At 54.8% G+C, this 12,367-nt stretch carries 11 protein-coding genes; 9 read left to right on the top strand and 2 right to left on the bottom strand.

Features of this window, described 5'->3' with window-relative positions:
* From KIH39_RS24720 to KIH39_RS24705, 4 genes are all read left to right on the top strand, one after another.
* On the top strand, positions 1 to 1,158 hold the full coding sequence (locus tag KIH39_RS24720; RefSeq protein WP_213496545.1) for a S1C family serine protease: 1,158 nt from the start codon (positions 1 to 3) through the stop codon (positions 1,156 to 1,158).
* A gap of 151 nt (positions 1,159 to 1,309) precedes the next feature.
* The gene (locus KIH39_RS24715) at positions 1,310 to 2,491 is read left to right on the top strand and encodes a hypothetical protein (RefSeq protein WP_213496543.1); all 1,182 of its coding nucleotides are present in this window, start codon (positions 1,310 to 1,312) and stop codon (positions 2,489 to 2,491) included.
* Between the two features lie 145 nt (positions 2,492 to 2,636).
* A complete protein-coding gene (locus KIH39_RS24710; protein WP_213496540.1) occupies positions 2,637 to 4,142 on the top strand; it encodes a hypothetical protein in 1,506 nt (501 codons plus the stop codon).
* A gap of 116 nt (positions 4,143 to 4,258) precedes the next feature.
* Positions 4,259 to 4,879 carry a C39 family peptidase gene (locus KIH39_RS24705; protein WP_213496538.1) on the top strand — a complete coding sequence of 207 codons (621 nt, stop codon included), beginning with the start codon at positions 4,259 to 4,261 and terminating at the stop codon, positions 4,877 to 4,879.
* 21 nt (positions 4,880 to 4,900) lie between these two features.
* Here the strand turns inward: KIH39_RS24705 and KIH39_RS24700 are convergent, their stop codons facing one another.
* Positions 4,901 to 5,887: a leucine-rich repeat domain-containing protein gene (locus KIH39_RS24700; protein ID WP_213496536.1), complete on the bottom strand. Its 987-nt coding sequence runs from the start codon at positions 5,885 to 5,887 to the stop codon at positions 4,901 to 4,903.
* Positions 5,888 to 6,077: 190 nt separating this feature from the next.
* Here KIH39_RS24700 and rplC point away from each other — a divergent pair, with 190 nt between their 5' ends.
* Positions 6,078 to 6,779 (top strand): 50S ribosomal protein L3, encoded by a 702-nt coding sequence (gene rplC, locus KIH39_RS24695; protein WP_213496535.1) that lies wholly within the window; start codon positions 6,078 to 6,080, stop codon positions 6,777 to 6,779.
* 64 nt (positions 6,780 to 6,843) lie between these two features.
* The gene (locus KIH39_RS24690; protein ID WP_213496533.1) at positions 6,844 to 8,388 is read left to right on the top strand and encodes an Hsp70 family protein; all 1,545 of its coding nucleotides are present in this window, start codon (positions 6,844 to 6,846) and stop codon (positions 8,386 to 8,388) included.
* A 4-nt stretch (positions 8,389 to 8,392) separates the two neighbouring features.
* Here KIH39_RS24690 and KIH39_RS24685 read toward each other — a convergent pair whose 3' ends face one another.
* Entirely contained in the window at positions 8,393 to 9,073 is a 681-nt protein-coding gene (locus tag KIH39_RS24685; RefSeq protein ID WP_213496531.1) for an HAD family hydrolase, read from the bottom strand.
* Between the two features lie 177 nt (positions 9,074 to 9,250).
* On the opposite strand from KIH39_RS24685, the gene KIH39_RS24680 reads away from it, so the two are divergent.
* The 3 genes from KIH39_RS24680 (at position 9,251) to KIH39_RS24670 (ending at position 12,360) form a co-directional block, all read left to right on the top strand.
* The gene (locus KIH39_RS24680) at positions 9,251 to 10,201 is read left to right on the top strand and encodes an NAD-dependent epimerase/dehydratase family protein (RefSeq protein ID WP_213496529.1); all 951 of its coding nucleotides are present in this window, start codon (positions 9,251 to 9,253) and stop codon (positions 10,199 to 10,201) included.
* Positions 10,202 to 10,262: 61 nt separating this feature from the next.
* Complete coding sequence (locus KIH39_RS24675) at positions 10,263 to 11,216, top strand: sulfotransferase family protein (protein WP_213496527.1); 954 nt, start codon at positions 10,263 to 10,265, stop codon at positions 11,214 to 11,216.
* Between the two features lie 28 nt (positions 11,217 to 11,244).
* Positions 11,245 to 12,360, top strand: a complete 1,116-nt coding sequence (locus KIH39_RS24670) for a phosphotransferase (RefSeq protein ID WP_213496525.1) — start codon at positions 11,245 to 11,247, stop codon at positions 12,358 to 12,360.
* The last annotated feature ends 7 nt before the right edge of the window (positions 12,361 to 12,367 follow it).

The raw sequence follows: 12,367 nt of genomic DNA, 5'->3' as shown, positions 1-12,367 counted from the left end.
ATGAACAGACTATCCAATCATTCCGGTAACAATAACGGTCCCTGGGCGTTTGTAGCATTGCTGGCGATCATCGGTCTGGTGGTCGTCGGCCTCTGGATGGGCGGGTTCGCACACCGTCCCAACGATCTGGGGGAAAACGTCAAAGCCGATCCGCGTCCGGTCACCCCCAAGGGCGAACCGGACAACGAAGAAAAAGCTCGCATCCAGTTCTTCAAGAATGCCAAGGACTGCGTGGCCAACGTGGATATTTTCGCGATCCAGCGAAATGTCTTCGACAGTAGCCTGATCGAGCGCCCTTATGGCACCGGTTCAGGAATTGTCTGGGACAAGGAAGGTCACATCGTGACCAACCTGCACGTCATTCGGGATGCCCTCATCAACCACTTGAATGTCCGGGTCACACTGGGAGGAACCGGCTATCAGGCCAAACTGGTGGGCCTGGATGAAGATAGCGATTTGGCCGTGCTGAAGATCGATGCCGATTCGGACAAACTGAAAGCCGTGCCTGTTGGCACATCCCACGATCTCGAAGTGGGCCAGACTGTTTATGCGATCGGCAATCCCTTCGGCCAAAGTTTGACACTGACGCAAGGCATCGTCAGCGCGCTCGATCGGGAAATTCAATCGCAGAACAATCGCACAATTCATGGGGCCATTCAAACTGATGCGGCCTTGAATCCCGGGAACTCCGGTGGGCCGCTGTTCGACAAGGATGGCCGTTTGATCGGCGTGAACACCGCCATCAAAACCCCTTCGGGTGGTAGCGTCGGTATTGGTTTCGCCATACCGGTCGATACCGTGAATCAGATCGTGCCCGCTTTAATTAGCGGTGGCCGCGTTGCCCGCGCCTCGTTGGGAATCGTGCCGGTGCGCGAAGACATCACCCGCAAAGTCGGCTTTGAAAAAGGGGTGATGGTTCAGGAAGTTCGCCCGAATTCCTCGGCCGATAAAGCGGGGATATTGGGAATTCGCCGAAGCGAAGGAAACGATCTGTTGTTTGGCGACATCATTGTCGGATTCAACGGCAAGGAAATTGCAGACTACGCCGCGCTCGATACCTACGTGCGGGCCTGCCGGGTAAACCAATCGGTGAAAGTGAAGATCATCCGCGATGGCAGCAAAGAGATGACCCTGGATGTGGTTCTGGTAGGCGAATAGTGGGTAGAAGCGTAGGATTGTAACGATCTTGCCGCCCAAAATTGATTGAAGCGTTTTTACCCCTTCCGGCTTTTGAATTAAACGGCTTGGCCCGGCATTTCCCGCCGATAAATCAATCACTTCTCAAACGATTACTTTCCGGGAGCCGGTAATGGGTTTCTTTTCCGGTCGGGTGACTTTCACGCGCTTCAAGCTCACGGGTAAGGCCCCGCAACTATTCGATGAAACGCAACTGGAACTGCTGGCGAACAATGCGGCCGGACGGCAGAGGCTCGTTTCCGCGGACGGCATCGAAACCGGCTGGACGGCGGGCGCTCACATTCTCGATACGAATTTCGAACTGGCCAAGAACATCATCAACGACATGCTGTTTTTCAGTCTGCGGATCGATCAGCAGAAATTGCCCAGCGACCTTCTCCGCGCATACTATTCTGTCGATTTGCAGGCACTTTCCGCGAATAATCCGAGCGGCAAACCGAGTGCCCGACAAAAACGGGAAGCTCGCGAATCGGCGCGCGAACGCCTCGAACACGAAGCCAAAGACGGCCGCTTCATCCGCCGTAAAGCAATCGAAATAGTCTGGGATCGCAAGAGCCATGAAATTTATTTTGGAACGACCAGCGTTACACAGCTAGATCGCTTGATCGTCTTGTTCCGCAATACTTTCGGCTTAACCTTCGACTCGCTGACTTCCGGCAAGATCGCCTTCAACCTGGCGGAACTGCATCAGCAGACCCGCAACGTCGACGATGCCGCCCCCTCGAATTTCGTACCAGGAACGACGCCCAAGGAGTATGCTTGGATACTCGATGAAAGCAGCCGCGATTTTCTGGGCAACGAGTTTCTTCTCTGGCTCTGGTTCCGGGCCGACACCGATCGGGAAACCCTTAAACTGAGCGACGATACCGAAGCGGTGATCATGCTAGCCCGAACTCTGACTCTGGAATGCCCACGCGGGCAAACCGGGCATGAAACCATCACCAGCGAAGGGCCGACCAAACTGCCCGAAGCCCGTCGGGCCGTGCAAAGCGGCAAGATGCCGCGAGCCGCCGGGATCACGATTGTTCGTCGGGAGGAGCAGTACGAATACAAGCTGATTGCCGAGACGCTGGGGATCAGCGGTTTGAAACTGCCCAATACTGGGGAAGACGACGAACGAGCACAACTAGATGCCCGCGCCGATCAGATTCGTTCGGTGATCGAGACTAACGATCTATTGTTCGAAGCATTCATTAAACTCCGGGCTTCTTCGGACTGGCAAAAAGAATTACGGGCCATGCAAAAGTGGCTCCATCTGGAAGCAAAGAAGGAAAACCCGGCGGATCAGGAATAAATCCACCAGTTTCTTCAATCGGAAAGGTCTTCGTCGTCCTTGTAACAGGTTGGTCTCTCGGGGGTGTTTTTTCTGGCATAATCCGGAAGGGTCCGTTATCTTCACATTAGTTGACCCACTCAGACGCACCCTTTGAGATCGCACCATGAAGCAGAGCCGTCTCCTTTTCGGCTGCCTGTGCCTGTTGACCGCATATTCGCCCGGATTGGCTCAGCAAGCTCCCACCAATACTTCCGACCTCAAACTCATCCAGGATCTGGAAAGTCCTAAATTTCGACTCCGCGAGCAGGCGATGCAGAAACTGCTGGCTCGAGGGGCCGAGGTATTGCCCGCTTTGAACGAAAATCTGTCCCGCCTGGATGCCGAGGGGCAAAGCCGCGCACAAATTCTCATCGGCGTTATCCGCGATCAGGCCGCCAACGCCAAGCTGATTGAATCCCCCAAAGTTCGGTTTCAATTCGCCAGCACGCCACTCGTCGATGCTATCGGCATCGTGAACAGTAAAACCGGTCTGCATCTCGAAGTGAACGACCAGCGCAGTACGGCGAAAGTTCGCTCGATCACGCTGGACACCCAGGAATTGCCGGTCTGGGAGGCCGTGGAAAAATTTCTGATCGTCGCCGGACTGACCGATTCGAGAGCCGCCTCGACGCCGACTAATCCGAACGGAATGTTCTATTCCGGCACCCGAACGGTTCGCTTCGGTGCCAGCGGCATGCAGCCGAATATTCAGGCTATTTTGCTAGCCGATGGCAAGCGCGAGGCGGTCAGCGATCTACGAACCAGTTTCCGGATACAAGCCCTACCGACTTCAAGCCCTCTCTACAAGAAATCCCTGGGAGATGATGTGATTAATCTGGGCGTGGAAGCGCATGCCCTGCCTTCGGTCGGCATGCGCACCATCCTGGGTATCGATGTCCTGTATGCCGAGGATGAAAAAGGGCAACAACTCAAGCAGAAGCTCGATGCCTACAGCGATCCCTCCCAGGATACGCTCGGCCAACCGGGGCAAATCGTTGCGTTTGGCGGTGGTTTCGGAGGCGGAAACATCATTTTCAATAACACGATCTCCGATTTGGATATGACGACTCTTCCTCTGAATCAGAAGGGCATTTCGCTTCGCATGGGCAAAAGCCGCAGTTCGGAATTGAAAATTTTGCGGGGAATTTTGCATGCGGTCGTCGTCCAGCCGGAAGCTCCGATCATGAGTTTCAGTGATCTTTCCAAGTTGAGTGAAACCCCGTCGCGCGGCAGCGGCTTCTCCTTCCGGATTACCGAAGCGGTGAAGGACAAAAAAGGGAGCTGGACTATTCGCTGCAATTACGAATGCACCAACGCGACGGAATTTCTGGGCTGGAACGCAGCGAACGCCGGTCCAGACAGTGCCATTGGCGGCTACGATTTTTCGTCCACTAACGGACTTCCGAAAATTACTTTCCTCGATCAGAACGGGAAACCGTTCCGGCGGACTGCCCAGAATATTGTCGGTCAAAACTTCATGCAGAACGGCAACGGCATGAGTCTTCAAAGCGATCTGCTGCTTACCGTTTTACCCGATGGCGAACAGGAATTGAAACAGATCGTGCTTTCGGGCCGGAAGGTCGCGACCACCAAAGTTCCCTTCGAACTCCGGAATGTGCCTCTTCCCTAAGCCGATTCTCCTTTTTTCTCCTGGCGGAGATCGTTTTCTCTAAACTCCCCACGATACGGGCAATTCCTCTCTGCTGGTCAAAACCCTAAAACGTTAATGCCCGGGAGAAAGGCGTCATGGCGGATGGCTATCCGGAAGAATTCCAGACTCGACTCGTGCCCGAGGGCGCGATCAAAATCCCCTTACCGGATATCCAGCAACCCAACGGTTATTCCTGCGGCGCGGCCGCTCTCATGGCGATCGCCAGTTATTACCATCGCGGCCCGCACGATATCCAAGCTTTCGAAACCCTGCTGGGAACCACTCCGGAGGAAGGGACCGATTATCGAAAAATTGTCGCCTGTGCCCGTCAGCTCGATCTTCAGGTCGAAGTTCAAGTGGGTATGAGTCTCGGACGATTGAAAAGTTGGCTCAACCGTGGCGTGCCGGTGATTTGTTCGATTCAAGCCTATTCACCTCATGTCGGCAGTTACTCGTTGAATCAAAACGATAGCGGGCACTACGTCGTCGGCGTCGGCTACGATTCGGAGGGCTATCTCTACTTCATGGATCCCGATTCGCAATCGCGCGTTCCCGAACTCCCGAACCCCGCTTATGCGGCCATCCATCAGGAAGATATGTTGCTACGCTGGCACGACAATGAAGGCACCGTGACCCATCCCGAAATCGTCTACCATCTGGGAATAGCCATTTGTCCGAAGGATTCGCCCTGTTTGAGGGTGCGCATTATCGATTGAATCGAGGTGTGTACGGCCACTTCAATCGCCGCGCCCCTCGTCCAGTTGAATGTGAATATGGGGATGGCTTGCATAAAATTTTGCGGCCGCTTCCTCTGTTACACGCGTCTCAACCAGTTCGATCCACTTGAGCCGCTTCAGATCCTGTAGTACTGTAAAACACTTGTCGCTCACCTTTGTCCTGTTCAGATACAGAATTTCCATATCGGGAAAGGAACGCAAGGCATCGAGCCCGGAGTCGGTCAGACGGGCACTGTTCAAAAAGAGGATTTTTAACCCGCTCATGCCGCGGATATTGGCCAACCCTTGATCGGAAATGTTCATGTCGGATAGGCCGAGCATGCGAACCTTATTGAGGCCGGCGAGATTCGAAAGCCCTTCATCCGTGATGTTCTTATTCGAATTCAACAAGAGAACTTCGAGCTGTTTGAAATTCCGCAGCTGAGCTAGTCCCGCGTCGTTGACCGGAGTAAAGGAAATATCCAACTCTTTAAGCTTCTTGAGCGGTTCCAGCACCGAAAGCTTCTGGCCGGTGATCTTCGTCCGCTGCAATCTAAGCTTGCTGAGATTGGAGAGACTCGCCAGTCGTTCCAAACCATCGTCGCTGATGCGGGTACCATTTAATACCAGTTCGTTCAATTCCGAGAATTTTTGCAGCATCGGCAGCCCGGCATCGCTTATGGCCGTACCTGGCAGTTTCAGCATTTGCAGTTCGGGGAAATTTTGAATGTACCGTAAATCATCGTCCCCGATCTCCTTCTCCGCCAGAAAGACTCCCACAACCTGCAGGGAAGGGTTCAAATCTTTGAACTCGATGACTCCTCCCAGAGAACGAATCCGTTCGATGTCGCTTTTACCGGTTAACATCACAAAAGCCAAGACACCCAGCAGCAAAACCAACAGTCCTGGAATCCATAATTTCTTGCGTGTGATGTTCATAAGGCCCACTTCATTTTTCAGGTCCCGATTGATCTTCTTTTTGTTATAAGCAAGTCGGGTTGCATGCATGCTCCTGACAAAATCCGAAACGGAGCCATCCCCCACGTGGCTCTCGCTTTTCACTCTTGCAACAAAAACCTCTAGCCGTTTTGGTTGAGGGTGCTAAAATTCCATTTCCTAAAATTCACACGTCCCCCGCCCACCGTATGTGGGGACCAAGGTGTCGTACCACCCTAGGTACGCTTACGAGAGGCATATCATGCCATTGGGACTAGTTGGAACGAAAGTGGGAATGACCCAGGTTTTCAATGCCGAAGGCCAGGTCACGCCGGTAACCATCCTGCAATTGGGCCCCTGCCCGGTTCTGCAGGTTCGCGACGTCAAACGTGATGGTTATGACGCCGTGCAGGTTGGATTCGGCGACAAGCCGCGTAGCAAAGCGACCCGCGCCGAACGCGGTCACGTTTCGAACGCCTTGGAATCCAAGCGACGCAAGAGCCGACCGGCAGCTGAGATACCCAAGAAAGCCGATGTCGAACCACAACGCCACATCCGCGAATTCCGTCTGGATGCCGCCGCCTCGGTGGCCGTGGGCGACAAGCTGACGGTCGAAGGCGTTTTCAAAGATATCAAGTCCGTCGATGTCGTGGGCACCAGCAAGGGGCGCGGTACCGCCGGTGTAATGAAGCGCTGGAACTTCGGTGGCTTGCCCGCCGCTCACGGTGCCAAGAAGGTTCACCGTCAGCCCGGTTCCACCGCGTCGCTGGCGAGTAACCGAGGTAGCGGTCGACCCAAGAAGGGCAAGAAGATGCCCGGCCGTTACGGGGCTTCTCGCGTGACCATTCGAAATCTGAGAGTGGTTTCCATCGACACCGAAAATAATCTTCTGCTCGTCGAAGGCGCCGTCCCTGGCTACAAGGGAGCCGTGGTCGTCGTCCGGCCGACGAACAAGAAGGGCTAATTCAAGCTTCGGCGACAGCCTCCGGACTGTCGCCTTTTTTCCTCCCGGTTTTTCAGCACATATCATGGCCCGGGTTGTCGGTATAGACCTTGGTACAACGTATTCCGCGATCGCCACTCTGGACGAGCGCGGCCAACCCATCACCTTGCCTAATTCCGATGGCGAAATGCTCACACCGTCTGCGGTTTTCCTGAAAGGAAATCGAGCGGTTATCGGCCAACCGGCCATCGATGTTCAGCACGAACAGCCTGCCAATGTCGCCACCCTGATCAAACGGCGGATGGGCCACTCCGAGTATGGCGAAGTCGATGGTCAACTCTTACGACCGGAACCCCTATCGGCTCTGATCTTGCGTAAACTGGTCCAGGATGCCGAGAAGCGATTGGGAAAGATCGAAGGCGTGGTCATCACCGTGCCTGCCTACTTCGATGACACACGCCGCAAAGCCACCCAGGATGCCGGCCGGATTGCCGGACTGAATGTCATCGACATACTCGATGAGCCCACGGCGGCGGCCCTGGCTTATTCCTTCCAGCACCTGAATAACGCGAAATCGCAGACCGTACTCGTCTACGATTTGGGCGGCGGCACTTTCGACGTATCCATTGTCCGGCTTTCCCCCAAAAGGTTTCAAGTGCTCGCTATTGAAGGGGATGTTCGTCTAGGGGGTAAAGACTTCGACGACCGACTCGTGAACTACGTCGCCGATCTGTTCCAACGCAAGTATCACGACGATCCGCGGGATGATCCGCAGTCGCTCGTAATGTTGCAAGCGGCCGCCGAGCGGGCTAAACGCACCCTCAGCAAGCTCGACGAAGCGGGCATCACGATCAGTCATGCCGGTGAGAAACTCAGCGTGCCGATCAGCCGGGCCGAGTTCGAACTGCGCACCAAGGATTTGCTGGTGCGCACCCGTTTAACCACGCAGCAGGTCTTGAAACAAGCCAGCCTGAGCTGGGATAAAGTCGATCGCATCCTGCTCGTCGGCGGTTCGACGCATATGCCGATGACTTCGCTGATGCTCGAGGAACTTACGGGACGGAAACCGGACAATTCTCTGGCCGTGTCGGAAGTGGTCGCACGGGGGGCCGCCCTGCACGCCGGCATCAAAATGGCTCGCAGTTCAAACGCTGATGAATCGCTAAGTTCGGAAGTTATTTCGGACTTGGAGGACGTAGTTGAAGTTTCTGTGAATTCCCACAGTTTGGGAATTCAAGTGCGGGCGAAGCGGGGTAATGAAACCGAAAAGATCAATGACATTCTGATTCCCAAGAACAGTCAGCTTCCCGCCAGCGCCTCCCGAATCTATCGCACGGCCAAGGAAGGACAGAACAAAGTTCGAGTGCGAGTTCTCCAAGGAGAAGCGCATCAGGCAGAGGCCTGCATTTCCATCGGTGAATGCTGGATTACCGGATTATCGCGTAATTTGCCGAAGAATTCGCCGATCCAAGTACGCTGCACCCTGCAACCCAACGGCATCGTCGAAGTGGCGGCTCTGGATATGACCAAGGGAAAAGTGGCTCAAGCCACGCTGCATCGCACGAGCGGTTTGTCGGAAGAGGAGATCGCCGTCCAATCGGATTGGGTACGCGGCGTGCAGGTTTCCTGACGTATTAGTGAATGCCCCAGGCTCGCAGCAATTCGGTCGCCTGAGAAAGATCTTCGACGAGAAAATCGGGGTTGGAAGCAGCCAATTCCTCCATGCTGTGCCAACCGGTTCCCACGGCCACAGCGCGGGCATTGACATCGCGAGCACATTTCACGTCGTGCGGCGTATCGCCGATCACCCAGACCCGGTTTCGCTCAACTTCCCGGCCCAAATGTTTTTCAGCTTCCCGGACTGCCCGGCGGGCCACTTCAGAACGATCGTGGGTATCATCCGCAAAGCCGCCGAAAGGAAAATAGTGCCAGAGATTGTAATGCAATAGTTTTCGCTCGGCTCCGGAACGGACATTGCCCGTTAACAAACCCAGAGTTACGGTATTCGAGGAAGTTAGTCGCGGCATCAATTCCAGAATGCCCCGGCAAACCTCGCCACGCTGCGAATGGAGGGTTTCCTGAAGAGCGTTCTGATAGGCCTGTTGTAATTTAACGATGTTCTCGGGCGTCACTTCGATGCCGTGTACGCGGAGCAAATCGCGAACGATGGCTTCATCGGTTCGGCCACCGTAGGGTACTACGTCCTGGATTTCGGTAATGCCGAAGGCCTTTGTGAGACCCCCTTCCATGGCCGCTTTACCGGCCCCGCCCGAACGAATTAAGGTGCCATCAATATCGAAAAGAAGTACATGCATGTCTCGATTATAGGAACAAAGTCATCGAAACGGTCAATAGGAATAGCCTGATTGATATCCAGTTCCTGGAAACTCCTCTTGCTTGCCGAAGCGAATCTAGTTTACCATAGCGCGGCGAAAAGGCGCCGGATGCGCCTGGAGATTGATTTACACCCAGATGCTCAGCTAAGGGTCAGGATGACCAGTCCGCGTGAACCAGTATTGATTACAGGAGGCAGCGGCTTCATTGGCGCCTTCCTGGCGCACGAACTGATTGAAGCGGGCTGCGACGTACACCTTCTGCTGCGTCCCGAATATCAGACTTGGCGGCTGGCCGATATTGCCGGTCGATTCACTCCCCATTTCGCCAATCTTTGCGATACCGAAGCTACCAAACGACTGATCGAACAGATTCGACCCCAAGTGATTTATCACCTGGGCACCCACGGCGCTTACCCGTCGCAGAACAACCGAACGGAGATCTTGGCGACCAATCTCCTCGGCACGGCTAATCTCATCGATGCTTTGCACGGCCACGATTTCCAGGCTTTTGTGCATACCGGCAGCAGTTCCGAATACGGGCATAAAACTTCGGCCATGCAGACGGCAGATCGGCTCGATCCCCGCTCCGACTACGGGGTTTCCAAAGCAGCCGCGACTTTACTTTGTCAGGCCGAGGCGTTCAAAAACCGCCCATTCTCAACCGTTCGGGTATTCGCCGCCTATGGACCGTGGGAAGAACCTTCCCGATTGGTTCCTTACGTTATGGAGATGTGCGCTCGCGGAATTCGACCCAAAGTTTCCGCCGGTCAGCAGCCGCGCGATTTCATCTATGTCGGAGACGTAACAGCTCTGCTTCAGCATGTGGCCGCGACACCCGAGTTGCGTCGCGGTATCTGGCATGCGGGGACTGGCGCGCAGTCGACCGTTCGCGATATGATCGAGACAATCGTCTCGGTCTGTACCCAGAATCGGATTCTTCCGGAATACGGGGCGATCGAATTACGACCCGATGAACCGACCTGCTGGGTGGCGGATGTGCGCGAAACCTTTGAAAAAACCGGCTGGAAACCCAAACACACTCTCCAAAGCGGCGTTCGCGAAATGTGGAAATGGTACCAGCAACGCGATTTAAAAAAAGCGGCTTGATACGCAAAAGAACCGATTGCCCGACACGGGATATTTTCAAGAAACGGAAGGACTTAAAGGGATGACACCTTTCAAGCTAATTATGATCTCGGCCATGTATGAGAATGGCGGCAACACGACGCAGCGCCTGCTGGATGGACATCCCGAGATGTTCAACTATCCCTACGAGTCGCAGCTGGGGACTAGCCTGGTTAACGACTATCTGTCGAGTTACGTGCCCTTCAAATATCGCTGGCCGGAATTCCCCATGCACGGCGAAGCGGGTAACGATTACGAACTCTTTTTCGATGAAGAGATGAAGACCCGCCTGCGCGTACCGGAGCGAAGCAAGTTCAAAAACGCCGATATGAAGCTCAATGAGATCGAACGCAAGGAAAAGTTTATCGCGTTCATGAAGAATAAGCCGCGCACCCGGGCCAATCTGGTCGAAGCGTTCTTCCGTTCGACCTTCGACGCCTGGACCAACTATCGGAAAACCGGACAGGAAACCTGCTATCTCGGATATAGCCCGGTCATGAATTTCGACACGGAGAAAATCATGGCCGACTTCCCGCAGGGCCACATCATTCACGTGGTGCGCAATCCCTATTCCGGCTACTCCGATACCAAGAAGCGGCCGTTCCCCCTGTCGCTGGAACGCTACACCTGGACCTGGAATTACTCCCAGCACCTGGCGCTGACCTATGCGGAGAAGTTCCCGAATAACTTTCATATCGTCCGCTTCGAAGACATTATCTCGGATATGCGCGGCACCATGTCCAAGCTCTGTTCGAGCATCGGAATCGGCTGGTCGGAGACCTGCCTGCAGCCCTCCTGGAATTCGCAGACCTTAAAGGAGGTCTATCCCTGGGGCACCATTCGCATTCCGACCCCGGAAGTGAATATCGCCACCATGAATCAACTGACGGACGATGAGAAAAATCGCATCCGTCAACTGTCCATCGTCATGCAGCGGCTGTTGGGTTACGAACAGTTTTGGGAAACGGGACGCGTTCTCGGCCGACGGGCCGCCTGACGCGGACCCGCCGGAAGCGGTGGGTGATATGAAGACTCTCGATGACTATCACGAGCAACGGCGGTCGCTCTTTTTACCCAAGAGCGACTGGTCCATACCGGATTACGCACTGAGGCGCTGCCGCGCCGATGAGCCGATCACGCAGTTGGACGACGCCGAGGTGGCAGACATCGTACGCCTGGTACTTCATGCGGAACCCGATTCGGTTCAAAAATTAGACGCCCCGGCCACAACGCATCAAATCTGGTGTCTCGAATTCGCTAATCGCCGGCTGATTTTCCGTTCCAACAGCCTGCCGGAAAGCTTCGTCGATTTCCCCATGGCCATCGAAGCCTCCATTACCAACTATCTAGTCGAACGCGGCTACCCGGTCATGACCTGCCGCTGCGTCGATCTGACGAGGGATCGATGCCGGACCGATTTCACCATCCAAAATCAAGCCAGCGGCTCTTCGCTGAAGATATTCGACGATAACGAGCGTGTGCTGCTGCCCCTATTGACGAATCTCGGCCGCTGGATTGGAAAATTGCACGCTGAGAAAGTCAGTAGCGGCTTCGGCTGGTTGAAGCTCGATCCCGACGATCCGCTCGGATGCCATGCGGATGGAACCTCACACTATCGCGGTCTGTTCAACTGCTGGACCGACTTTCTGGAAGTGAATCTGGAAAAGCATTTGAGCCGTTGCGTAGAGTTGAACGCCCTAGATAAAGCGGAAGCCAATCGCATCGAAGGCTGGTTTTCCAAGCTCTGGAGCGTGCTGGCCAGCAGTCCTTCCGCCATTTTGCATAACGATTTGAGCATGGATAATGTCTTCACCGACGGCCGAAAAATCACGGCCATTCTGGACTGGGAAGACGCCCTGCTCGGCGATCCGATCTTCGACGTGGCCAGTTGGGCGACCTTCCAGCCGGTCCGACGGCATTCGGCCTTTCTCATCGGCTATTTCCGGGAACAGCGACAACAGATCGACTTTGAAGCCCGCTTCTGGTTTTACTTTTTGCGAATCGCCCTGGCCCGTACGGTTCTGCGCGACCGACTGGGATTGAAAGACCTTCCCGGGCGAACGCCCGCCGCCGCCCGAATTCGCCTGGGTCTGGAAGAACTGGAACGACAACATCGGACGTTTCGTAGAAAAGCGGGTTAGTCCGAAG

It is taken from the genome of Telmatocola sphagniphila (genome assembly GCF_018398935.1).
GTDB classification, from domain to species: domain Bacteria; phylum Planctomycetota; class Planctomycetia; order Gemmatales; family Gemmataceae; genus Telmatocola; species Telmatocola sphagniphila.
The sequence above is the reverse complement of the archived record's forward strand: the minus strand, read 5'-3'. Positions and strand labels throughout refer to the sequence as shown.